19 protein-coding genes are annotated in these 23,798 nt (G+C 42.5%); all 19 read right to left on the bottom strand.

Annotated features, from left to right (window positions below; genetic code table 11):
* Nucleotides 1-278 precede the first annotated feature (278 nt).
* Nucleotides 279-3,842 (bottom strand): hypothetical protein, encoded by a 3,564-nt coding sequence (locus P2A85_RS15995; RefSeq protein WP_377473740.1) that lies wholly within the window; start codon nucleotides 3,840-3,842, stop codon nucleotides 279-281.
* 226 nt (nucleotides 3,843-4,068) lie between these two features.
* The gene (locus P2A85_RS15990) at nucleotides 4,069-4,653 is read right to left on the bottom strand and encodes a DNA circularization N-terminal domain-containing protein (protein ID WP_340550703.1); all 585 of its coding nucleotides are present in this window, start codon (nucleotides 4,651-4,653) and stop codon (nucleotides 4,069-4,071) included.
* Nucleotides 4,654-4,655: 2 nt separating this feature from the next.
* Nucleotides 4,656-5,858, bottom strand: a complete 1,203-nt coding sequence (locus P2A85_RS15985) for a hypothetical protein (protein ID WP_377473738.1) — start codon at nucleotides 5,856-5,858, stop codon at nucleotides 4,656-4,658.
* 160 nt (nucleotides 5,859-6,018) lie between these two features.
* Nucleotides 6,019-6,360: a hypothetical protein gene (locus tag P2A85_RS15980; protein WP_371117014.1), complete on the bottom strand. Its 342-nt coding sequence runs from the start codon at nucleotides 6,358-6,360 to the stop codon at nucleotides 6,019-6,021.
* 205 nt (nucleotides 6,361-6,565) lie between these two features.
* Nucleotides 6,566-7,072: a hypothetical protein gene (locus P2A85_RS15975; protein WP_377473736.1), complete on the bottom strand. Its 507-nt coding sequence runs from the start codon at nucleotides 7,070-7,072 to the stop codon at nucleotides 6,566-6,568.
* Nucleotides 7,073-7,139: 67 nt separating this feature from the next.
* A complete protein-coding gene (locus tag P2A85_RS15970) occupies nucleotides 7,140-8,219 on the bottom strand; it encodes a phage tail sheath C-terminal domain-containing protein (protein WP_377473734.1) in 1,080 nt (359 codons plus the stop codon).
* A 142-nt stretch (nucleotides 8,220-8,361) separates the two neighbouring features.
* The gene (locus P2A85_RS15965) at nucleotides 8,362-9,555 is read right to left on the bottom strand and encodes an RNA-guided endonuclease InsQ/TnpB family protein (RefSeq protein ID WP_377473732.1); all 1,194 of its coding nucleotides are present in this window, start codon (nucleotides 9,553-9,555) and stop codon (nucleotides 8,362-8,364) included.
* A gap of 233 nt (nucleotides 9,556-9,788) precedes the next feature.
* A complete protein-coding gene (locus P2A85_RS15960) occupies nucleotides 9,789-11,048 on the bottom strand; it encodes a hypothetical protein (RefSeq protein WP_377473730.1) in 1,260 nt (419 codons plus the stop codon).
* Nucleotides 11,049-11,343: 295 nt separating this feature from the next.
* Nucleotides 11,344-12,726, bottom strand: coding sequence for an O-antigen ligase family protein (locus P2A85_RS15955; protein WP_377473728.1), 1,383 nt, complete (start codon nucleotides 12,724-12,726; stop codon nucleotides 11,344-11,346).
* A complete protein-coding gene (locus tag P2A85_RS15950; protein WP_377473726.1) occupies nucleotides 12,726-14,198 on the bottom strand; it encodes a PEP-CTERM sorting domain-containing protein in 1,473 nt (490 codons plus the stop codon). Before P2A85_RS15950 ends, P2A85_RS15955 begins: the two co-directional genes overlap by 1 nt.
* Nucleotides 14,199-14,238: 40 nt before the next feature.
* Entirely contained in the window at nucleotides 14,239-15,060 is an 822-nt protein-coding gene (locus P2A85_RS15945) for a WD40 repeat domain-containing protein (RefSeq protein ID WP_377473724.1), read from the bottom strand.
* A 27-nt stretch (nucleotides 15,061-15,087) separates the two neighbouring features.
* Nucleotides 15,088-15,423 carry a hypothetical protein gene (locus P2A85_RS15940; RefSeq protein WP_377473722.1) on the bottom strand — a complete coding sequence of 112 codons (336 nt, stop codon included), beginning with the start codon at nucleotides 15,421-15,423 and terminating at the stop codon, nucleotides 15,088-15,090.
* 180 nt (nucleotides 15,424-15,603) lie between these two features.
* Nucleotides 15,604-17,043: a hypothetical protein gene (locus tag P2A85_RS15935; protein WP_377473720.1), complete on the bottom strand. Its 1,440-nt coding sequence runs from the start codon at nucleotides 17,041-17,043 to the stop codon at nucleotides 15,604-15,606.
* Nucleotides 17,044-17,080: 37 nt separating this feature from the next.
* The gene (locus P2A85_RS15930) at nucleotides 17,081-17,875 is read right to left on the bottom strand and encodes a WD40 repeat domain-containing protein (RefSeq protein ID WP_377473718.1); all 795 of its coding nucleotides are present in this window, start codon (nucleotides 17,873-17,875) and stop codon (nucleotides 17,081-17,083) included.
* 326 nt (nucleotides 17,876-18,201) lie between these two features.
* Nucleotides 18,202-19,137: a hypothetical protein gene (locus tag P2A85_RS15925; protein ID WP_377473716.1), complete on the bottom strand. Its 936-nt coding sequence runs from the start codon at nucleotides 19,135-19,137 to the stop codon at nucleotides 18,202-18,204.
* Between the two features lie 53 nt (nucleotides 19,138-19,190).
* Nucleotides 19,191-20,468: a hypothetical protein gene (locus P2A85_RS15920; RefSeq protein WP_377473714.1), complete on the bottom strand. Its 1,278-nt coding sequence runs from the start codon at nucleotides 20,466-20,468 to the stop codon at nucleotides 19,191-19,193.
* 330 nt (nucleotides 20,469-20,798) lie between these two features.
* Nucleotides 20,799-22,430, bottom strand: coding sequence for a hypothetical protein (locus P2A85_RS15915; RefSeq protein WP_377473712.1), 1,632 nt, complete (start codon nucleotides 22,428-22,430; stop codon nucleotides 20,799-20,801).
* Nucleotides 22,431-22,514: 84 nt separating this feature from the next.
* Nucleotides 22,515-23,246 (bottom strand): hypothetical protein, encoded by a 732-nt coding sequence (locus P2A85_RS15910; protein WP_377473710.1) that lies wholly within the window; start codon nucleotides 23,244-23,246, stop codon nucleotides 22,515-22,517.
* A gap of 82 nt (nucleotides 23,247-23,328) precedes the next feature.
* Nucleotides 23,329-23,784 (bottom strand): hypothetical protein, encoded by a 456-nt coding sequence (locus tag P2A85_RS15905; RefSeq protein ID WP_377473708.1) that lies wholly within the window; start codon nucleotides 23,782-23,784, stop codon nucleotides 23,329-23,331.
* Nucleotides 23,785-23,798 lie beyond the last annotated feature (14 nt).

Genomic DNA, 23,798 nt, shown 5'->3' with positions numbered 1-23,798 from the left:
TCCCAGAGCGAGCGATCCCCGTAGGGAAACTCAAGCGTGCCCATAGGTGTAAACTTAACGTCAAACCCTGTCAGAAACGGCTGTTTGACTATTAAGCCTAGATCCCCCCTAGCCCCCCTTAAGAAGGGGGGGACAAGAGTCCGATCAAAGTCCCCCTTCTTAAGGGGGATTTAGGGGGATCTAGACTCAGGTAAAAACCAGATTTCTCAGGGCTTTCATGCTTAAGTTGACACCTATGGGCGAAAGCCTTTGTCCCTACTTTAACATCAAAATCACCCCTATACTGGTAAAGCATTTAACAGGCGATCGAAAGCTTCCTCCACATCTTCTAACCCAATATTGAGTTCACTTTTTAGCTGTTCCAGCCTCGCCCTTAAGTCTTTAAACAACTTATTAATTGCCTCCCGTAGGGCTTCAGTTTTCTTGACAACTTTCTGATACTGACCATCGAGACTACTGGCGACAGCACCCAGAAGATCGTGGAACAATTGAATAATCTTAGCGTGCAATTTATCCAATTCATCGACAATATTTTGCGGATAAATTTCTGCTAATTGCTGCTGGAGATAGGGAAAAATTGACTCAACATTCATCACCAATTCCCCGGTATAATTCGATTCTATCAACACCCGGTTGAAGTGAACAATATTATTTCTATAGTCACCTTGAGATAACTTCTGCGCTTCTGGGGATAGTTGTATTCCCTGTAATTGGTCTGGTTTATAGAGGTTTTCATCCAACAGTAAGCGATTTAAATCCCGAATTACTGCTACTTTTGTGCCGGGGGAGTTGACAGCAAGCAAAGACTGAGTATTCGCAGTCAATTGAGATTTGATATAAACAGTCATACTGTCTTGAGATTCCCGCATTTTTTCCAGAAACTGATCAAAATTGATAAAATCGCTGTCTTCAAAACTATTGAGAATTCGGTGCGGGCTGAGGGATTTTACAGTCTCCAAAACATTGTTATAGGTTCCTTGCAATGCCGTCACCACTTCGCTAACTAGACTATTAATTACAGCTTTCACTGCATTAATAGCATCGCGGATTTGAGCGCCTAAATTCGTGGCAATATTGCTCAAAATATTTGCTAATCTTCCTGGTGCTTCTGACAATTTTTGAATCACCAGTTTGATATCACCAAGCACGGAACGAGGTTGTGCTAGTAAATTATCTAGGGAATTGAGCAGGTTTTTGATCGGATTAATCAGTTGTCGATCCAATTCCTCTGGTAAGAATTGTTTGAAACTGGTAAGAATCTGCTCGGTATTAAAGTTTTGAATCACTTCAATACTTTCGGGTTTATTTGGTTTGAGGCGATCGCCTTCTGTTGTTAGCAATTGCTCCACTCGTTCATAAACTGACTGCGGATTGGTGGTGTTGATGCCATCATAAAGTCTTTGTAGGCGATCGCGCAAATCTTGATAATCCACCGCCAATTCTGCTTGGGGACTAAATTTAGCCAAAGTCAATTGCTTTGCTTCCCACAACACCTGCACTTCAACCATCACCGGAGCATATTCGCTGACAGCCGCTTGCAAACTGCTCAAATCAAAACCAACATTCGGGTTTTTCTGAATTTTCACATAATCTGTAATTGCCTGTTTCAATCCTCCTACAGATACCGTTAACTGCTCTGTACCCATCGCATTAACTCGCTCCACCACGCGATCGCGCAGAGATTCAATTTGCTTAATTTTGTCAGCAAAACTATAGCTCAAAATACTTTCTAAAGTTAGCCAAAAATCCGATTGCACCACATCTGCCAAACCCACACTCGCCATCAACTTATCAACTTGATTCAATCCCTCATTCACTTTTGCTACTAAAGCTTCTACCGGAATCTCATCCAAATTTTTAGTCACAATTGCCAACTGCTCGTTCAGAAAATCAGTCATCCTATCTGGAGACAAAGATTCAATAATTTGCACCAGTTTTTGATAAAGCTCATCTAACTTATCAACTAACTGTTGAGGATCGATCGCATCCAGCTTCCCAAGCATTTCATCATAAAAATCCTTAACTGGTTTCAGCAAAATCGAAGGTTTGTACTCATCAATTTTCGCTACCACCGTATCTAGAGAAGGCTTGACAACTTTTTCAATTAAACTTCCCGGTTTAAAAGATTGAATTTGTGCATCAATTTTATCAACTTCTCCCTGAATCAATCCTACCAAGTCTTCTATCGGCTCCAGAATTTCTGCAAAAGCCAAGTTCAATTCTGGATTGACAATCCCCGGTACATCCACCTCTTTAATAATTGTCGTCCCCACTTTCAGAGCCACTTTAGTTGGGGTACTAAGCTTAGCCGCATCAATCCCGCGCAACTTAGTTTCTAGATCGCCAGTTTTATCAACTACCGCCTTAAATGCAGGTTTAAGTGATACTTTTCCTAAGTTATCAGTAATCAATTTAATCCCACTTTCTGCCTCTTTGAGACTGTGATCTACTAGGGGATTATCTAGGACTTGCGTAACTCGATCGAGTAATTGATTGATTTTATCCTCTAAAGCTTGCCTGTTAAGATTAGTTTCAATTTTGGTGTTTAATCCCCCGATACTGCTTCTTACTTCCTCCGTTGTTTTGTGAATTTCCACCGAAATTTTATTAATATTATTGACCACAAATGTTGAGGCTTCGTTGCAACTCCGCTTTAGAGGTTTAACCAACTCCATTGATTCCGCGCAAATTTTGTCAATGAAATCTTTAATTTCCCGGATTGCATCAGACAGAAAACTTTTGATTTGACTTAAAACGTCCTTACCTTTGTCGATCGCCTGAGCAATGGCTGTAGTCGCTTGTCTGGCCAATTCCTCCGCCTTGCTAATAGCAGTATCAATCAGTTGGGGGATTTTTTGGGTAAACTGTCGCAGTTTAGCCGTAATCTCTGCAACTTTTCGATCGATCGTGTCGATATAAACTTGAAGCTGATTAAATAGCGGCACTAAGGAAAGCGTATTTTCATCGCTTGCTGCCACTTGCGAAAGTTGAACTAAAGCAGTATTGAAACTCTCGATGGTGAACTTATTTAAATTAGCGATCGCCCTTTTAATTCTCGCTTCATTTTCCTCAATATTTCGAGAAAGTTTCCTAGTTTTTTGACGCAACTCTGCCATCGATAATTTGTCGAGTTTGTTGGGATTTTCCAACTGGTTCAGAATAGCTTGATATTCACCCAAATATTCACGACGCTGATGAATATTCGTTTCAATACTCTTAATCGCCTGGGAAGGAAGTTGTTGGCTTAAGGATAAAACTTGATCTGTAAAAAGGCTGGTTAAACTAGCCGAACCCAGTTGGCTGAGTAATTCATCAGGATTAGATAGTTGATCGAGTAATTTCTGAAACACCTTTAACAAAGCATTAAATGTCCGCACTGGCAACATTTGGGCCTTACTCAGAAATTCGTTAAACTCACTAAATATCGAGTTAGCAACAGGTGGCAAATCGCCAAGGCTGATACTGAAGCTCAAGTCTTGAGTCAAACTGACAATTGTTGATTTAACTTCACCCACCAAATCTATATTTTGAAAAGTATCAGCACTAGGAAGCGGAATAGCTGCGGATAAACTTGCCAAATTCAGCGTAGTGAGTTGATGGAATTTAGTAGTTACTTCTGCTTTCAGTTCATTGGCTGACAAAGGAACTGATGAAATTGTCTTTTCTATATTGCTTAAATCTAATTTTGGCAGATTTATGCCCTTTTTGAATTCCTCAAAATCTGGCAGTTGTGGTGTTACTTTACCCAGAATAGTTTCGGGGTGACTAAGTTGATTTGTGAAATCAGCCAATGCAGCTTCAGGGTTAATGGAATTTAAATCTTCTAATAGAGAAAGTGCCATAACTTTAATTCCCAAGGTAAAGATGAAATGTTTGTTTTTTTGAGCAGATTTCCAGAATTTCGGGGAACAATTGAAATCAAACAGGTGGCTGGTATTTACTCCTAGGTCTATTTGAATATAGCAATCCTAAATCATTTGTGAATTTCTTACTCCCTCCCCTTAATAAGGGGAGGGTTGGGGTGGGGTAAAAACTTTACGACTCATTTAGGACTGCTATATTTCAGCACTAAATGTTAAAAAGTGCTTTCAATCCAGCAGTCGCTTGGCCAAAGTTTTTAGTGGCTTCTTTCACAGGTTCTAAACCTGTTTTCAAAGGTGCGATCGGGTTAGTAATTTCTGGCAAATTCCCCATTTGCAAAGCATCAGTCAGACTCACAACATCCATCAGTTTAGCAGCATCAAGCTTAATTTTTTGATCTAGATTAGAAACTCCTGGGGATGCAATGGGTTTGGGAGGTTCCACATACTCTTGGACAATCAGCCGATAGCTAAATTCATCGGGCGATCGCGCAAGTTGCCACACTTCCATTTTTTCTAATACAACTTGGCTAAAATAGGCTTGACCGACTATTTCCGCCACAAAGTCAACGGCTTTTCGCTGTTTGTGGATTTTTCGCAGAAAATCTAAATCATCCCCTGCTTTTTGTCCGTAAAAAATTCCGCTAATTTCCAATTGTACCGAATCCCTTCCCAAATCTTGCACCAGATTTCCCAATTTACCAGGAATCCGATGAGTCACCCAATCCGCTTGTTCTAAGGTGACAATTTTATGCACTTTATTGAGTTCAACTTTTCCTAATTTGATGGCCATAATTACTCCCCATAAAATCGGCGATATTCTCGATTTATTTCTTGGGCGATCGCCTCTAAAATTGTCTCCATCTCTAGTTCGGGATGGCGATCGCTATGCAAAGATGCTTCTACCATAGCGTACCTATTTCTACTATCATCAGCTATTTTCGTCCTATTTTCCACCTCACTCTCTTGTGGTTCCAGCCATCCACCCTTGGCTGCTACAAATTCTTCGGAAACATCCGAAACATAACTCATTTTTTCCGATGTTTCCATCTGAGAATCGGCTAATTCACTTTCGGAAAACAGGAGATTTTCTGAAGAAGACTTACTGAGTAAATCCGCCTCAATTATATGTTCTTGATTGGGCTGCGATACCAAAAAAGCCGACAAATCTTTTAAGCCTTTCATTCCCAGTGAATTTTGGGCAAAATCCCTCTGAATGTGCTCTGTTTGTTCTGTCGCATTCTCCAATTTTGGTAGATTGACATTCTGGGCAAATTGTGTTTTTATTTCCCTTGGTTCATCCACTACAGACAAAACTTCATAATTTTGGTCAGAATCAGATTTAGACAAGCCTAACTCCTGAGATAAAACTCGATCGCCTCCCTCAGCATCAGATTCATCAAAACCTAAATCCCTAGGATTAATCCTTGTATCTACCAGGGGAATTTCTGCCACAGAATCTGAATAATTCCCCAGCGCAGGATGATTTTTTTGCCCTTCTCCCGGCGCCACAACTCTCTGGGATATCACTTGAGGTTTTGACGAAGTATCCCCCAGAGATAAAGATGGCGATCGCCTTTTTGCATAACTAGATTGGCTATTAGCAGTAGGGATTGGTCGATCGGGATTAACCAAAGACTCGTATCTTCTCCAAGTTTCTAAGTAAGGATGAATTGTTGGGCGATCGTCCGATGTAGTTCCCTCCCCTAGATTGATCTTATTTGAACTTCCCAAATCTGGCGGAATAAACCCTGTAGTCAGCAATTTTTCCCAAACTTTAGATTCATTGATGACTCCCTCGAATCGCTCAGTTTCCTGATACAAAAGCGCGATTTCCGCCCAATCTTCGCTACTCAAAAGATTGTCAGTCAACCATCCACTCGTATAGTTACACAATAAAGCTTGAAATTCATTGCTCAGATTGATGCCAAGATCTTTTAAACTTTCATCAGCCATCTTCAATTTGTTTCTCCTCTCCACTTCACTAACAAAAGCCATCCCCACATCGCCACATCCCCTCATTTTTCCGAGCGATTTTCCTCATCTAACAGTTGTAGATACATTGACACCTGCGCCATTGTCATCGATCCCACTTGTTGAGGAGTCCAACCAAAAGCACGCGCTAATCGAAAGCTAGCTAACACCAGTGGCGAATTACTTAACTCGAACTCATTTTTTTTTCCGTCAATCCGCTAATTTGCCGAATCTCAGCGATCAGAAAGTTAACTAATCCTAGATTCATGCTTTTAACTTGTTCCAAGGAGAGACTAGGTTGTACTAAGGATTCTTTAATCATCAACAAAGGAATCAGGGCGGGATCGCTTTTCGCTGCTTTCATAATCAGCCCAAAAGCCCCAATCGTCAGCGGACGCAATTGAACCACTAATTCCCGCTCTTGATTAGTGCTACTTGTGCTATGTTCCAATACCTCTGGGGGAATCGCGACATCAAAAATAATTTCTGAACCACCTAGCAGTTCTTCCGGCGTTAAAAATTGCATTTGAGGGTGAGGATTTAGGAAAAGTTTAAGTCAGGAATTACGCAGAAAAAGTCAAGGGTTCTGGTTTTTTTTTACCGAGGTGATAGTTGTCACTATATTAGTCCTGGACGCATGGGGACTCAGAAACCGGGTTTTTTACGAAAATACGCGATCGAGCCCGCACCCAAGGTAAAAAACCTGGTTTCTGTTGTTGATAGGTAAACTATCAACCTGTCTCCTCAGAACTAATTCGTAAAGCTTTAAACGTCACTCCTTCCATCACAAAATCATCTTCAGGTAAAGTAAAACTCCAGCTTTCAAACTTGACCCCAAAGACTGTCAGCGTACTGCTGTTATCTGGTAAAGCTGGATTTTTCAGCGAGATGACAATATTAAAAGAAGGCTGAGGAATTGCGCCGGTAGGAGGAGGACTCGTCGCCCCATCACCTAGGAGTAAGTGTAACAGGGCTCCATTGATGTGCGCGCGATCGATAAAACCCGAAACGCTAATATTACCCGGACGTAATTCTGTAGCAAAGCGTTTTCCTAATTCGTGATAGGGTCGTAATTCGTTTTCTACCTTTACCTGGACATTTTGCAAACGTCCCACTACGCTAGATAATTCGTACTTCCCGATCAAAGCTTCTGCTAATTTCCCCTCGACTGATTCTTGATTATCGACAGCTAAAACCAGCGAAGCATCCGAGCCGCGAAAAACATTGACATTAGGCATAATTTTCTCTTCTATTCAGGGCAAAAATTCTTGAAATTCCCGTTTTTGCGATCGATGTATCCTTGATTTATCCTAGATACATTGTCACTTGAATAAAATCAATACTGAACGTCGGTTGCAGAATCATTTTCACGGCAACTTCCCCAGCAATTTCTTGTCGGCGAGTAGCCGAAACTTCCAGTTGATAACTTACCAGAGATTCGCTGTCTACCATACTGGTAAGAAACGCATCCAAGGTAGCTTTCATTGCTCCTCGCACGCGATCGTTATTCAGCTTGCCAATATAAGGATCGCAAGAGGAGCGCACTCCATAAATTGCATAGTCAACAATGCGGCGCGTGGTGATTTGATTCCAAGGACTATCGGCTGTGGTGATGCCTTTGACGATTCGATATCCACTGCGGGCTTCCACCGTCAAGACTTTTTTTTGCACCAGTTCTTTTAGCTGAGCATTGTTAAACTCAGTGGTGATCCCTTCAATACTCAGAGTTTTATTAGTGGGGCTAGCTTGCACGTTCAAAGAAGCAATTAAGCCAGCTATAGCAGCCGCTAAATAACCCCCAGGAAGTTTGTGTTGCTTGCCTTTAGCCGTTAACAAAATTCCGGGTGCTGTAAAGATCAGCCGACCTTGATCGTCGCTGAGATTGTGGCCGCTAATTTGCTCGAAATCGTCTTTACCGTTTTTAAACCCACTACCAATAATTCCAATTCTTTCGCGTTTAATTTCGGCCGTAGTGTTCAAATGTCCTTTGAGGGCATCTACCATCCCAGCTTGGTTAGCATCTTGCCCCGCTAGGACAACTATATTGACAATTTTGTTTTCTAATAGTGCTAAACTTTCTTGATAAGCATCAGTGGTTGCTCCCGAAGTTCGCACTGCATAAACCGTCTGTCCGCCATTTTTATAAATCAATTCCAAGGCGCGAACTAAAGTTAGTTCGTCTCGATCTCCCCCTTGCCATTCATTGCTCTGACCAAAAATTTCTTTAGCTTCCGAAAGACTACTGAGTAATGTTACTTCATTCTCAGTACCCTGACTGGCAGTACCAACAATACCAATATTCCCTGTAGCAACTCCACTGGGCGCAATTAAGCCTTCCGGGCGCACTTCAACGTAAGTGCCTGGTAAAATCATTGTTTGAGCCATAAAAGATCTTTTGTATTTCTCAGAACTATTTATCTCACATCTATCTTATTTGAATAAAAAATGTAATAAAACTTATTTTTTTTGAGTTTGGTTATGCTTTCAAATTGACACTCCCCTGCCTTAAGGCGAGGGGATTCTTGGATCATCCAGTTGATTTGCTCGTTGATGTCGCCATCAGCGAGTAGAGATCGGTCTGTCCCCCAGCGTGAATTCCGGTGTGTCCCACCGTATTTAAAATAATTCCTGTTTGCTTTAGCCCCTTCGCTAAAACATTCAAAGCGGCGTTGTGGTCACGATCTAGTATCGTTCCGCAACCACAAATATGTGTTCGGGTTGACAAAGTTTTCTTAACAATATCGCCACAGTTTGAACATTTCTGTGATGTGTATTGTGGTGGAACAGCGATAACTGTTTTGCTGTACACTTTTCCAAAATACTCCAACCATTGAGCAAATTGTGACCACGCAGCATCACTAATCGACTTGGCGAGTTTATGATTCTTAACCATGTTACGCACTTGAAGGTCTTCGTAGGCTACAAAATCCTTAGATTTCACTACACACAACGCCGTCTTAATGGCGAAGTCTTTGCGCTGCCGACTAACCTTTAGGTGCTTTCTTCCTAACTTGTTGATTGCCTTTTTCCGGCTTTTGGAGCCTTTCTTTTTCCGAGAAACTCGCGAATGCAATCTCTTCAGAGATTTTTCGCTTTTACGGAGATACCGAGGATTAGGAACTGTTTCACCGTCGCTGTTAGTATAGAAGTGGTTTAATCCCACATCTATACCAATAGCTTTACCCGTGAGCACAACCTTCTCTGTACGTTCCACATTGATGCAGAATTGGGCATAGTAGCCGTCAGCACGACGAACTACCCTGATTCGCTTAATCTCATCGGGCGCATAGAAATGCAAATCTCTACTGCCGAGCAATCTAAAGGTTCCAGCGGCAAAGCCGTCTGTGAAAGTCAGGCATCTTTTGTCGACAGAAAGCTTCCATCCTGATGTCTTGTATTCTACAGAACGACTGTGCTTTTTGAACTGCGGGTAGCCCTTTTTTCCGGGCTTCTTGGCTTTGCAATTGGCGAAGAAACGTTGGATAGCAAAAATAGCACGTTCCGCCGAAGCTTGGCGTGCTGTTGAGTTAAGTTTGCCCGCCCATTCAAATTCTTTCGCCACAACGGCGCATTGTTTGTACAGGTCTACTAACTTAATTCCCTGATTGTCTATCCAATACCTTAGAGTTTTGTTTCGGACAAATTGAGCCGTCCGAATCATGTCGTCGATGATTCGATACTGTTTCGCTTTGCCCTTCAACTTAAACTCTAAAACTATCATTAGAATAGTTTATCACTTTTGCTAAAATTTTTACCCATAAGTCTGTATACTTAACAAGTCTCTACACTTTTTATAATTAAAGCCGTCCTATAAGGACGGGGCTTTAGACCCAACTTTTTGGTAAATCTAACAACTAAGCTACCGAAGATGATGTGATATCAAATCCGGTAGCATCGGAATTATTATTAACCGAAATTAGTCCAAGGCAGTTCAAAACTCAAAACTCCAAGCTTCTAAGGCGCTGCCGCAGCCCTGCGGTTAGCAACTACCAGATTTGACTTGTACTCTGCTGCTTTTTGCTGAGCCTTTTGATGATTGGGGCTAGTTGTGGGCACCACATTCATTAGATCGACAGCTTTCTGCCACTGGTTGGCTACGGCGATCCACTCAGTTTGAGACTGAGCGGTTTGCGCCAGAATTGCTGCACTCTGAGCCTGATTAACGGCTTCCCTCCAAGGGTCAGACTTAGGCGTGCCAGAGGCTGCCTTGGGCGTACCAGAGGCTGCTGTGGGTGCAGGAGATGCCTTGGGTGTACCAGAGGCTGCTGTGGGTGCAGGAGATGCCTTGGGTGTACCAGAGGCTGCTGCGGGTGCAGGAGATGCCTTGGGTGTACCAGAGGCTGCTGCGGGTGCAGGAGATGCCTTGGGCGTACCAGAGGCTGCTGTGGGCGCAGGAGATGCCTTGGGCGTACCAGAGGCTGCTGTGGGCGCAGGAGATGCCTTGGGCGTACCAGAGGCTGCTGTGGGTGCAGGAGATGCTCCTAGCGGAGCTGGGCTTGCTGGCTTCGCAGCAGCATTGGGAATGGCTGTGGGGGCTGGAGATGCTGCTGGTTTCTCACCGTCAGAGGCGCTGGGAGAGGGTGAGGCTGGTTTGGGTGCACTAGAGGTAGCTGTTGGGGATGGCGAAGCAACTTCTGGGGAGGTTGGTTCGGAGGTAGAACCTCTCAAAAATGGTAGATTTCCTGTAAAGAACAGCCCAGCCAGGGCCATCACGGGTACTAATATCCCTACAGGTATTGCCCATTTGGGGAATTGCTTTTTGGGAGGGGGAGTTTCCTCTACCTCGTCTTCTACCTCGTCGTCTTCGTCTCGATCGAACTCTTCGTCTTGATAATAGTCTTCACTTTCGGGTTCGACATCATCCAAACCTACGGAGTCGTGAGGCATAGAAGTCTCATGTTCATAAAGCATTGGCGACTCCGGCATTAGCTCTATTTCGTCTTCCCATGTCGGCGAGCTGTCACCGATTCTACGCCCGTAAACTTTTACAGTGTGAATAGATTCTAGTCCCAACTTCGTCATCCCAGTGCGGATGAAATCCACCAATACCATTTGATCCGGTACTTTGCCTGACTCCAGAGTTATGTGGAGGCAGCCGTTGTCCCGCGTCACTCCGGCGTTGATGCCTTTGGGTTTGAGTGTACGGTTGATGCTAGATGCGATGGCTTGTGGATCGCCCTGCTTGAGAAGTTCCCGCGGGTTCTGTTGTGTCATGGCTAGCGCTCTTTTGGGGGGCTTATAGCTGCATAATAAAAGCTATGCACATCTTTTTTACTTCAAATTGGTGCTACCGGACAATATTTATTTATGAGATTATCTACTATTATACAAGACTTAGTTAAACTTATTTAAGGTTCACCATTGAATTAGAAGGAATTTTTAGAATGTCACCAGTAACCCCAACTTAGCATAAAATGAGAACCTTGTCAACACTACCAGCATCAATAAGAGAGGACTAGGTATCGATCGCACATGATGAAAAATGAATCAGACTAAATCTATCCAAAGGTTACGGTGTATATGATGCAGATCTGGCAGAATTGTTTGCGGTTGATGCAGGAAATATAAGACTGGTAATTGCTAATTGCTCAGACTGCGATCGCCAACGAGAAAAACGAGTAAAATAAGCAGATTCAACTCCAGCGAAACTCATCATCCACCAGGCAATGTGTGCGTATTGAGCGCAGTCGAACCAAGTGAAAGTAAAAATTAGATAAGCAATAGCAACAGCTTCAATACCGCCCCGAAAATAATTCAGCGCTAAACATACATAATATCCCCAAAGTGCAATGCCAGCAACCAGCCCGAAAATGCCCACAGATAGCGTTGTATCCAGCATCCAATTGTGAGCTTTGTAAGTAGAAATTTCTCTAGTGCTGATTTCACGTTTTATGTTAATATAGTCGTAAGTAAACTCATCTAAATTTACAACGATCGGAGTTACTTGAGGATTTCGGATGTAGGGATAGGCAATGCCGAAACCGTCAAATCCCCATCCAAAGAGCGGGCGTTTTTTGATACCACGGGCTGAGAGTGTCCACATAGGCGATCGGCTAGACATGATTTGGGCGATCGTCGGTTTACTCCAATAAGGCGGCCTGGTGACAGTCATGATGCCAATAGCGATTATGGCGATCGGAACAATACCTACAAGGATTTTGTAATATTTGCCTCTCAGCAAATAGACACTGGCAACTATCAATGCTAAAATAGCACTTCGGGTAGAAGTTAGCAGCAGTGCCGGAACAGTTAAAATTAAAGTAATTACAGTTAATTTAGTTGTGATAAATCTCCTAAACCAACCGACAAGAGCAGTGATTATTATTAATGCTAAAACTATAGCTGCGTGACCTCTGTGGGAATAGAATCCGATGGGTTGCTGTCCTTGAAATATACTGCTGGCATTAACATCAGCTCTGATAATTTGCCCCATTGTCGCCGTATAGTCGATCCGCCAGTCAATGATTTGGGGGAAGATACTAAGAGAAAGAATAATGCCGCCAATTAGCAGTCCTTGGAATTGGGAATTAATCAGTTGCGGGTGTACGGTTAAGAGCAAGCTGTTGCTGAGAGTGAAGGCAGCGATTAACAACCAGTAGAGCCAACCGTCTCCCATTTGGTCTTGACCGAAGAAAGAGGTTAAAGGAAAAGGACTTTGTAGAGTCGAGATAGCTCCGATTGAGAGAAATATTGTCCAAAGTATTAGCGATATTTTCCATTGTCTGGAAATGCTTATGGCTTTTCTTTGTTCCCATAATAGAGCGAGATTGACTCCTACTATTAGCCAAATAACGAACACCTTGGGAGAAGTCCAGATGATGCCCCGGCTGTTTCCCCAGGGATTGATGAGGATGATGCTGAGGGCATATAACAGGGTGTAGAAGGTTTTCATTACTCTTTGGTTTTCCGATTCTTGATTTTTTTGAGTAGACCTAATCCACCGAGTGCTAAGAAAGCACCTAATCCGGTTGTGGGTTCGGGAACGGCTTCGGCGGGGAGGGCATCGTCATTAGGGTTGTTACCATTTATCGAAGACTCTTTTTTGGCTGGTTGTACATCACTTAAAAGAGTTGCTGCATAGACAGCATCGCTGACAAGAGATGACTCATCCCCGCTAACACTGTTAGCAGCAAACGTCCTAGCATTCCTGCTAACAGTGTTAGTAGATGCCACAACGCTATTTGGGGAAAGAGGAAGATAGTCTTGATACAATTTGACAGCCAAATCGTATTTTCCTGCTTGAGGGTGCGGTGAATTAGATACGCAGCCACCGCCACCGCTACCGCCATTACAAGGCCCACCGCTGGAGTCATTAAGTCCATCGAAATTGAAGTCTTTGTAGCCTGTTACTTTGAGTTTGAGAGAACCGTCACTGTTGACAGCACTTCTAATTCCTGAACCCCAATTGCTGCCAAAAGGCCCGCCGTCATCATTAACTGTCTTCAGCTTTCCAAACTGGTCAAATGCTCCTAAAATTGTGTCGGGTTTTTTAGGTGGGTTGACACCGGGAAAGTTATTAGTCCAGGCTATAAAAGGTGCTGATGCTTGAAGTCCTGATTCTGTAAAAGAGTCAACCTTGCCTGGGGATAGGGTACGGGAGTACAAATAAGTAGGAAGTTTTTCTACCTTTTTGTACCCAAACTGTTGGTCGATCAGATTGGCATACTGGTTAGTAAATGTTGTTCCTGCCTTGAGAGAAGTGATTTGAGTAAGTCCATTTTGCATTTCTGCTGACCACTCAAAACCGCCGAGTGTGTCATAAGTTTTATTCCCAAAGTCACCAATGAGGAATGTGTGAAATTTAAAACTTGTGTTTGGTATTACTCGATCGATAGGAGAATCTAAATAACTAAGGTCTTGACTTGTATTAGGACCTTTGACACTTAGTTGATTGCTTGAGCTGAAAGCTTTTCCTGGTGGCACCGAAGTAGGTATATATTCATCATAATACCAAGGTCTGTCATCTGCCCATTGTTTACCTAAACCTCCTTTAATAGGATCGATAAAAGGATTCCTAATCCCAGGAATGCTTGGAGTAAATTCCGCTACTTGAAACCAATTGAAGTGATTTAATCCCAGATTATATTGACTATTAAGGTCACTTACAAGTTGACCTAGTGTTGCTTGCTTAGTGACCTCAAATTTTCCGAAAATCGCCTGTCTACCTTGATCTGGATTTTGGGTTTTTTCACCAACAGTTATATCGACTTTTCCAATTTGTTGATTTCTCACAATAACATCAAAATTGATAGAGTCGCCAACATTAAGATTAGCTCCCAAAGCTGGCATACTTAACAAATAATTAAGTAATACAGTTGTTCCAGCTAGATTTGTGAAATTTGTGCACAGATTCAGTTTATTCATGATCTTTGGTGGTAGATGTTTGAGAAAAGTATGATTTGAATTAATTGACTTTTTCAACTTGATGAGTTCTCAAGTTAAATCTCCAAGAACCAAATCCAGAATCCGATGATCCTGGTTTATGAAAAAACGCTTTTTCTAAGACGATAAAATTTGAATCTAGCGAAAAATCACCTCTATTAAATCCCGGATTGAATGCTTGTGCAAACTCCTTAATCTCCTGACAAGTTTCAAGATTAAAAAGGTTTACGCTAATGGTCGTTCGGTAACTGGAGTCTCCCCCAGGATAATTTTCATCACTTTCTGGGTAATTAGAGGCAAACATAACGACAAGGAAGCGATCGTTGGGAGCAAGTGAAAAATCCATAATGCCATTACCTCCGGCTGCTTCGGGTATTAATTCACAGATCGAAGTCAGACTAGGGTAGGCATATAGCAAAAGACTCCCTTCTGCTAGAGATTTTAAAGTGAAAAACTTAGTTCCATCGTGAGAAAAGCCATAAATTCTCTGAGGAAAACGGCGAATTTCTCTACCTGTCTCTAAATCCCAGAAAACAGTATGGTCTTTCTGGGAAGCAGCAACAGTCTTACCACTATCCAACAGAAAAGTCTCCCTGACAACTACTCCATAATCCATTCTAAATAAACGAATTATCTCTCCAGTCGTAGCATCCTTGACCATAACTTGACCTTGGCGATAGCCACTTACAGAGTAGCGACTTGCTAAGGGGGTGTTGCCTCGATTTAAGTCAGCTACCCTCTCGACTTCTTCCTGCTTATAAGCAGTAATTCCAGGTAAAACAGAGCTAAGTGCCATTGCTGCACAAAGAATTAAAGCCAAGATAAACAGGAACAAATACTTCATAACTTTACCCTCCCAGCTACCGAACAATCAGCGAAAAAACCAGAACCAAACCGCCGCACTAATTATCATCAGCCAAAACAACTTTCCCCAACTCCCACTCGACTCTCCGGGATATTCAACCAAAGTATACTTGTAATATCCCAAAACTTGCCCGAATTCGTTTTGAAGTGGTTTAGAATTTGACCAATAATCCGATCGACTTTGGTAATGAAACAAGGAAGGATCTCGATAAATTTCCGGCGTATCTCTCAGTCTACCGGGTAGATAGCCGTAGCATAATTGCGGTCGAAAACGCTCTGGTAGGCGCTTTTGAGAAGCAATTTCCTTCTTTGTCACCGCTACAAACTCTGATCTTATATCCAAAATTGGATGCGGGCCAATGGTTCTCGAACAAGTAATACAAAACTGATTGCAATGCAGATTTTTCGGTTGACTGCAATGAAAATTGTTGCAGTAATGTTTTTCGCCGTAGTTCATAACGATGCCTTTGATTTCCCTGATTAATGAGTTGACAGACAGACAACGACCTCAATCCTGACTTGGCTATTCTTGACTTTTCCGGTTTTTGAATCTTTTAATTACAGGCAGTATAGCTAGGGCTAATAAAGTTCCTAATCCGGTGGTTGGTTCGGGAACGGCTGCGGCGGCGAGGGCATCCTCCTCGGCTTTTTGGGATGAAGCTTTTTCGTTTGGTAAGTCGTCGCTGTAAAGGCTTGCTATGTCAGAAACGTCGATGGAGGAAAAAGACATTTCCTGGTTTATATTCCTAGCAGCTAAGGTTCTTGTATTCCTACTAACGTTACTCGAAGATGCAGAAACGCTACTGCGAGAAGGAAGATAATCTTGATTGATCTTGACAGCTAAGTCATATTTTCCAACTTGAGGATGTGGTGCATTTCGTACACATCCACCACCACCGCTACCGCCGTTACATGGGCCGCCACTAAAGTCATTGCGCTGATCAAAGTTGAAGTCGTTGTAGCCACTCACTTTGAGTTTGAGAGAACCGTCATTGTTTACAGAACTTTTAATCCCTGAACCCCAATTGCTGCCAAACGGCCCACCGTCGTCATTCACCGCAGTCAGATTTCCCGATTGGTTAAATGCTCCTAAAATTGTGTCTGGTTTCTTGGGTGGGTTGATACCGGGAAAGTTATTAGTCCAGGCTACAAAAGGTGCTGATGGTTGAAGTCCTGATAGGTCAAAAGGGTCAACCTTGCCAGGAGATAAGGCACTGGAAAATAAATAGGTGGGGAGTAGGTCAACCTTTTTGTACCCAAACTGTTCTTCAACTAGGTTGGCATACTGTTTGGTAAATGTTGCACCTTGTTGGATATCTGTGATAGTTGAAGTGCCTCCATTGAGGGAAATTGACCAGGAAAAACTTGTTAAAAAATCGTAAGTTTTGTTGCCGAAATCACCTACCAGAAATGTCTCAAATTTGAGCTGATTGGCTTTACCATAACCACTCGGTACATCAGAGAATTTTAAAACCTGACCATTATTTTGACTCTGTACTGCTAGCTGGCTATATTCATCCCAGGGTAGAAATTGTTCTAATTCTTCTGGAATTCTGTATTCATTCCAGTACCAAGGTTCCTGATCAGCCCATCCACTAAGATAACCAGATGGTGGGGCATCTATATATGGGACTTTTAGGGGGTTATTGGCGAAGCGGGGGTCAATAGGTATGGGTGGATTTGAATCTTGCGTTACTATTTGAAGCCAGTTGAGATGATCGACGCCGAGAAAATTTTTCCAGTCATTTTTAGTAGCAACGAATTGACCGACAATTGCATCTTCGGTTCCTGCTGGGACAGGATCAGTTCTTTTATCCAGGCTAATATTACCTAGGACTTCATTTTTGACGATTACATCAAAACTCAGTTGTGCTGCGCGAGCTGCCCCGCTTGAAACAGTTGCAAAGAATGCAGCTATTGAGATCGTACAGATGTATGTTGTGCTAGCATTTCGCTGTGACATAGCCTTGACTCCTAATTGTTTGAAAGTGTATTAAATCCTAATCAGCAAGTTTTTCAACTTGGTAAGTTTTGACATTGAAACGCCACAAAGTTCGTACAATTAGGCGACTATTAAGATCGACGACCGTATATTCTGGCGTAACCAAAAAAATTGAATCGGCAGAAAACTCGCCTATAGATAGCAAATCAAGCTGAGAAAATTCTTTAATTTCCTGACAAGTTTCGATGTCAAAAAGTCGCGCGTACTTCACCGCTGATCTAGTCGGATTCCGGTGAGGATAATTTTCATCGCTCGCGGGATATCCGGTAGCAAATTGGATGTTTAAAAAGCGATCGTTTGGCGAAAAGCGAAACTGACCGGGCCCGCCGCCTCCTTTCCGAATTTTGCAGACAAGTGTAAAGCTGGGATAGCTGTGCAGGAATATTATCCCTTGCGGAAATTGGTAAGTAAAAAACTTGGTTTCATCGTGGGAAAAGCCATAAATTCTCTGAGGAAAACGGCGAATTTCTCTACCTGTCGCCAACTCCCAAAACACAGTATGGTCTTTCTGCGAAGCAGCAACAGTCTTACCACCGTCTAAAAGAAATGTCTCCCTGACAACCACTCCTTCATCCATTTGAAAAGTGCGAATTACTTCAGAAGAAACAGTATCCTTAACAGTAACAATGCCATTTCGTGAGCCACTAATAGAGTAGCGACTTACTGAGGGCGTATTGTCAGCGAGCTTCTCCATTTCCCCCTGCTTATCGGCAGTAACTCCAGGTAAAACAGAGCTTAGTGCGATTGTCACAGAAAGAATTAAAGCCAATATAAACAGGGAAAAATGTTTCATAATCTGGGCTATTTTTTAGCGTGATGATTAGTTGAATAATCGCAAAGCAATACGAAGCCAGCTACTAAAAGTAGCGCCAACCTCTTGCTTCAATCCTGATGTTCTGGATTGTCACGTTGAAAACAATAAAAACTGTGGCAGTAGCGCCTACGCTAATTTAAAAGAAGTTTGCTGAGATTATTTCCAAACATTATCACAGTATCAAAGCTCACCACAATCCGAAATTTTACTGAATTGAGTGGCATCCAGAGAACGAAATCAGATTTTACCTAGTAATATTATCTACGCCTGAAGGAAGATTTAAGATAAAATCTTGACTTTTGTAGCTAAAAAGTTTCAATGGATACTGTTTTTTGCCGTAGTTCATAACTATGCCTTTGATTTCCCTGATTAATGAGTTGACAGACAGACAACAACCTAAACCCTGACTTGGCTATTCTTGGCTTTTCCGGATAGTTCCAACCCCATTTGACTCCGTTATAAATCGTGACTTCTTGTACATTTTTGGGATTCGATTGAGCGAGGTAAAGTTCCGCAGTCCAGAAATAATCTCGAAGTAAATTTATGACATTACTGGGGCGATAATGGCGATCTTCAAATAAACCATTTGGCAGTATGGAATTACCAAAACCATAGTATGGAGTGAACCTATTCCTCCCATTATTAATGTTAATGTTGTCAATATAGCTTATCGTATTACCGACACTTCCAACTAGATACGGGTAGTTAGTGGTAATGCGCTGAATCCAATATAAATTTTGGCTATTTTTAGGATCCGGCTGTCTTTTGCTTCCTTTTAGGGGAACGTAATTCAAACTAATTGTAGAGCCAATCCCCCCCAGAACTTTGGTTGTTGGATCCTGCTTACTGGTTCCTTTTGGAGGTGGGTTAATTAGCCCCAAACCGCAATCGGTATCAATACCGCATGGATACTGAAGCCTGACATTAAAACTCCCTTTTAAATCTTTTCCTTTCTTAAAACTCCAACCTGTTGCCTTGTTGTAAGTTGTTGAGAGAGTTGTTAGAAAGGTGTCTGTACCTCCTCGTTTTATCTCGCTAACGAAGGGGTTAGACTTACTTAAGTTGAAAGGCTGATCTGGATCGAGTGCAATTAAAGAAGTAGTACCTGTTCCATTGGCCAATTCAAACTTAGATTCGAGTCGTCCAGGACTCTGTGTGAGAGTAAACGCACTACTAGATGGGCCGGAAAGCACGATCGTGGAGCTAGTTGATAATACGAAGAAAAATTTTCTGAATTGCATTGTGGTTTTCATGTGTTGGGCAAATTAAACAAAAAGAAATAGTGATTCGCGATTCAAAGCTCGATTAGGTGGAATTCAACAAAGGGAGTATCCACCCACCCAGTCCAAACTTTTTCTATTGGCCGAGTTTCAATCGACTCCCCAGCAATATTTTTCTTCCGTATGGTATCGCTCGTAGTGTAATACTGGAAGCGGAAGTGATATATACCTGGCTTGAGTTGCTCAAAAGCGCAATAGCCACCACCTCCGTCAGAGACACCAAGCGAAAATTGACGATGATTAGTCCAGAAGAGGTGGGTATCTGGAAAAAATGTCAGACTTTTTCCAGGTGTGACTAACGGAAAGTCAAATTCTTCAGGCCCTCTGATCCAGTCGTTACCATAGGCTCCCCTCTTCACCTCACCATCTGGCATTACCAAGTAAGGGTAAAAACTGCCGTAAATGCTGAAGTAAAATGGGGTTGGTGTGTTGTTGGTAATCCGCATACCAATCTGTACAGATTGGTATGAATTGTCATTCTTATTTGGTAGGGTTAACAATGGCTCCGGTATGAAAGTTTCAAAACGAATACCATCTACTTCCACTGCACTATTATTCAATCCAACAGGTTGAAGTAGGCGAAAATTAGCTAAGGGAGTTGCCAACTGACTACCAGTTACTTCTGTTCCAATTTCTTGTCTAGTCTTAATAAAAGTGACGGGATCTCGGTATAATATTGTCCCCGTCGGAGTTTCATAAATGAATCGAATCTGATAGGTTCCGGGTCCCAAAGTATCAAAAGACCAAGATCGATCGAGGTCAATAGGAATTCCATCGTAAATTGGGTCATGTAATATCAGTTGCAGTGAATTATGTTGCCAAGACAGTCTTCCCTCCAGAGAGGTGTATGTCTGCTTTCCGACTCCAACTAATGAGCCATGATATTCCCCGCTCGCAACTTGCCTATTTATCGGTTCTCTTCGGTGCAGTGCTTGACCAGAGGACCCGAATATCTCTGGGATTAAAGCACCATAATCTATGAAAGGAACAGGGGCTTGTGTATTATTGGTAAAGCGAACAGAAAAGCTCAATGGAGCAGTAGCACCTGGCTTGTTTTCGGGTATGGATAGTGCCACATTTTCTGGCCATGTGATTTCAAGTAGAAGGCCATTTTCTTTCGTTTGAAGGCTATTTTGTTTAACGTTATTGCCGCGCTTAGATTTTCTAGATGCCATGTTTGTTACCTTTTCAACTTGTGAATTTTCATTGCCAACAGCTTGTATACTTCCATAGGTTACTACCACGATCGCAGAAATTACTAAAGCCAAGAAAAACCGCAAAAAATACTTCATAATTTCGCCCTCTGGATTACCAGAAAATCAGCGGAAAAACCAGAACCAAACCGCCGCACCAAATACCATCAGCCAAAATAATTTCCTCCAACTCCCACTCGAATCTCCGGGATATTCAACCACTGAATTGAGTGGCATCCAGAGAACGAAATTAAATTTTACCTAGTAATATTATCTACGCCTCAAGGAAGATTTAAGATAAAATCTTGACTTTTGTAGCTAAAAAGTTTCAATGGATACTGTTTTTTGCCGTAGTTCATAACTATGCCTTTGATTTCCCTGATTAATGAGTTGACAGACAGACAGACAACAACCTAAACCCTGACTTGGCTATTCTTGGCTTTTCCGGTTTGTGAGTCTTTTAATTGCAGGCAATACAGCGAGAGCAAATAGCGTTCCTAATGCTGTAGTTGGTTCGGGAACGGCTTCTGCTGAGAGTGCATCATCGTCGGTATTTTTAGATAAGACTTTCTGAGTTTTGGAGACCAGGGAATTGCTATCCTCTGAGGATAATTCTGCGTCTTCTAGTAGGTCGGCGCTGATATTTGCGATGTCTGTGGTATCGCTATCAATTTTGGTATTTGCTGCGGCAATATCGATTTCTGTATCAGAAATAGGCAACTGTGACTCTACAGAATTGCTAGCAAAAACTCCGTTGGTGTTGGCAGCGCGACTTGACGAACTGAGTTTGGAAAAGGTTGAGGGTGATGTAGTCGTTGTTGATGTTGAGACAATGACAGTTGATGATGTTGACCCCAGTGGAGATGTTGCCCAAGGTGCAGGTGTTGGCCAGGGTGATGGAGTCCAAGGTGAGGGCGTGGGCAAAGGCGATGGAGTCCAAGGTGAGGGTGTCGGCAAAGGTGATGGAGTCCAAGGTGATGGTGACGGTGCAGGCGACACTACTATTACTATTGGCGATGGTGTTGGTGACTGGGTTGGTCGAGGTGTTGGAGAGGGTGTTGGGCGTGAGGGTGTTGGTGTTGGACGTGGGGTTGGAGAGGGTGTTGGTGTTGGGCGTGGGGTTGGTGATGGTGTTGGTGTTGGTGTTGGGCGTGGGGTTGGCGATGGTGAGGGTGTTGGGCGTGGGGTTGGAGAGGGTGATGGTGCGGGAGTGACACACCCACCGCCACCGCTGGCACTGGAACAAGGTTTAGTGCTAGAAGTTGGGGTGAATTTACTTGTCCAACCCCATGAAATCCCATTGTAAATTGTAACTTGGTTTGGGTGATTAATGGGGTCTTTTACCTCAGCCAGATAAAGTTCTGCACTCCAATTTTTGTCGTTGTAATAGATATCATCCCTAGATGAGGGATCCACAAAAAGAATCGTTTGATTTGGATACCTTCTCACCTGACCATAGGTGTCGTAAAAAGGGTTAAATATTGTTTTTTGGGGATTTTGAGGGTCGATCAAACCTAGTTTAGTTTGCTCTAGTACCGTATCAATTTTATCATCAGGAGTTCCCGGTGGTTGCTTGATGACTCCCTGTAGGGTAACGGTATAAGCATGATTGCTAACTACCCGTTGAATAAAATGGACGTTACTTCCTACTGGATCTTGACCAACAACAGGGTTATAAAGAACTTGTATTTCAGCCCCAACATTAGGTAAAATCAAAGGAGCATAAACCCCAATATCAAACCTACCTTTTAAAGACTCCACAGGTTGCGCCTTCTTAAACGTCCAACCGTTTTTTGCCCAAACAGATGACGTTAGCAGGTTCAAAAAAGCATCCGTGCCGCCTAATGGGAGTTCTGAGACTGGTTTCGTATAGGCAGTAACAGTACCAATACCTGGCTGCGTATGGGATATTGAAGAACAGTAAACCGATGTTGGAGTAGCGCATATCGAATCTGGTTTTTGGGATGGCATTGTGAAAGAGAATGCGAAACTGGCTCGACCTGTGAGCAAAATCAGTAAAGGCGAACTTAATAAAATTATCCAGTGTTGCGATAGTCTCATTGTTGACAACTCCTTTGTATGGGCTAGGAAATATCTGTTTCGGTCTGAAATCGAGTAAAAATTGGCTCTTAAGTTTTATTTAGATTAAGACTTGACTAGGCGGATATTCACAAGTGGTGTTAACATCTGACCTGTCCAAATCCCTCGTGTTAATTTGTATTCATCCATGTGGGGTTCATCACAAAATAATACTGCCCTAGAACTGATATATCTCAACCTAATTTGATAATTACCAGGCTTAAGATTGTCAAAACTCCATCCGCCACCCAATCCATCCGCGCCTCCGAATAGAAGCTGATTGTTCTGCCAGAATAGTTGCGCTTTCAGAAAAAAAGTTACACTTTCTTGTGGTTGAACTAAGGGACAAGCCAGTTGGGGAGATTTAAGGAGGATATCTCTCCCTCCTTGTCGCTGTAATAACTTACCATTAGCATCCATTATTTCTAGTGGAAATACCATTAGGGGATCGAGTGGAGGAAAGCGAATGGGGTAAGGTGTATTGTTCTTAATTTGAAAACCGATCCGAACAGGGGTAGTAGCATTTGGCTGGTTTTCAGGTATGCGCCATACCCGGTCTGGTACTAAAATTTCCAACCGAATACCATCTATTTCAACTGCATTGCTGGTCGCTTCTTTAGATGTCATGTTGATAACTCTTTTTACGGTAATTGTACTGGGGCGACCAGCGGCATCTTTATAAGCTATAGTTTTCGAGCTAATGTCACCACTCAAAGAAAATGCAATTGCTTTATGACTTGTCAGTCCGATCGCTAAACTCGTTGTCAAAAACACTAAGGCATATTTTTGTAATCGCATTTTTTTAACTCCTTCTAGGCTACTAATTTGAAAAACACTCAACTTTTATTGAATTTATCCCTAAAAGACAATGGTAATGTCACTAAGGTTCAAGGCTTGAATAGCTAAACTCTACAAACGGCGTAGCTCCCAAGCCTTTCCAGGTATTTCCTAACAGACCAGATGCACAGCCTCCCTCTGTCATAGGGGGGTAATATTCAATACCTATTTGATACTTACCAGGTTTCAAATCGTCAAAATACCTAACAGCACCAAAGCCATCGGCTCCTCCCAAAAAAAGTAAGTTATTCTTCCAGAATAATTGGGTATCTAGACTAAAAGTAAGGCTCTGCTCTTGCGGGACTAACGGACAGTTATATCCGGTCACAAAATTACCCACACCGCGTCCTTTCCACTTTAGTTTTTTACCATCCTGCCCCATAATTTGTAAGGTTGTATTAGACTGTTCAAACCGAAGTGGAGTAGCTATTTTATTGGTAATCCGAAGACTAATTTTTACAGGAGTCATAGCATCAGTCTTATTTTCTGGAATAGTCAAGACACGCTATCTGG

It is taken from the genome of Microcoleus anatoxicus, from assembly GCF_042465725.1.
Classification (GTDB): Bacteria; Cyanobacteriota; Cyanobacteriia; order Cyanobacteriales; family Microcoleaceae; genus Microcoleus; species Microcoleus anatoxicus.
Note: the sequence above shows the minus strand (reverse complement) of the source record. Positions and strands in the feature narration are given on the sequence as shown.

Excerpts from the sequence above, each read along its gene's own strand:
- P2A85_RS15950 (WP_377473726.1), bottom strand. The coding sequence starts at position 14,198 with ATGAATAAACTGAATCTGTGCACAAATTTCACAAATCTAGCTGGAACA.
- P2A85_RS15955 (WP_377473728.1), bottom strand. The coding sequence starts at position 12,726 with ATGAAAACCTTCTACACCCTGTTATATGCCCTCAGCATCATCCTCATC.
- P2A85_RS15980 (WP_371117014.1), bottom strand. The coding sequence starts at position 6,360 with ATGCAATTTTTAACGCCGGAAGAACTGCTAGGTGGTTCAGAAATTATT.
- P2A85_RS15970 (WP_377473734.1), bottom strand. The coding sequence starts at position 8,219 with ATGGCTCAAACAATGATTTTACCAGGCACTTACGTTGAAGTGCGCCCG.
- P2A85_RS15945 (WP_377473724.1), bottom strand. The coding sequence starts at position 15,060 with ATGAAGTATTTGTTCCTGTTTATCTTGGCTTTAATTCTTTGTGCAGCA.
- P2A85_RS15910 (WP_377473710.1), bottom strand. The coding sequence starts at position 23,246 with ATGCGATTACAAAAATATGCCTTAGTGTTTTTGACAACGAGTTTAGCG.
- P2A85_RS15960 (WP_377473730.1), bottom strand. The coding sequence starts at position 11,048 with ATGACACAACAGAACCCGCGGGAACTTCTCAAGCAGGGCGATCCACAA.
- P2A85_RS15985 (WP_377473738.1), bottom strand. The coding sequence starts at position 5,858 with ATGGCTTTTGTTAGTGAAGTGGAGAGGAGAAACAAATTGAAGATGGCT.
- P2A85_RS15995 (WP_377473740.1), bottom strand. The coding sequence starts at position 3,842 with ATGGCACTTTCTCTATTAGAAGATTTAAATTCCATTAACCCTGAAGCT.
- P2A85_RS15930 (WP_377473718.1), bottom strand. The coding sequence starts at position 17,875 with ATGAAACATTTTTCCCTGTTTATATTGGCTTTAATTCTTTCTGTGACA.
- P2A85_RS15920 (WP_377473714.1), bottom strand. The coding sequence starts at position 20,468 with ATGAAGTATTTTTTGCGGTTTTTCTTGGCTTTAGTAATTTCTGCGATC.
- P2A85_RS15935 (WP_377473720.1), bottom strand. The coding sequence starts at position 17,043 with ATGTCACAGCGAAATGCTAGCACAACATACATCTGTACGATCTCAATA.
- P2A85_RS15915 (WP_377473712.1), bottom strand. The coding sequence starts at position 22,430 with ATGAGACTATCGCAACACTGGATAATTTTATTAAGTTCGCCTTTACTG.
- P2A85_RS15975 (WP_377473736.1), bottom strand. The coding sequence starts at position 7,072 with ATGCCTAATGTCAATGTTTTTCGCGGCTCGGATGCTTCGCTGGTTTTA.
- P2A85_RS15965 (WP_377473732.1), bottom strand. The coding sequence starts at position 9,555 with ATGATAGTTTTAGAGTTTAAGTTGAAGGGCAAAGCGAAACAGTATCGA.
- P2A85_RS15990 (WP_340550703.1), bottom strand. The coding sequence starts at position 4,653 with ATGGCCATCAAATTAGGAAAAGTTGAACTCAATAAAGTGCATAAAATT.
- P2A85_RS15925 (WP_377473716.1), bottom strand. The coding sequence starts at position 19,137 with ATGCAATTCAGAAAATTTTTCTTCGTATTATCAACTAGCTCCACGATC.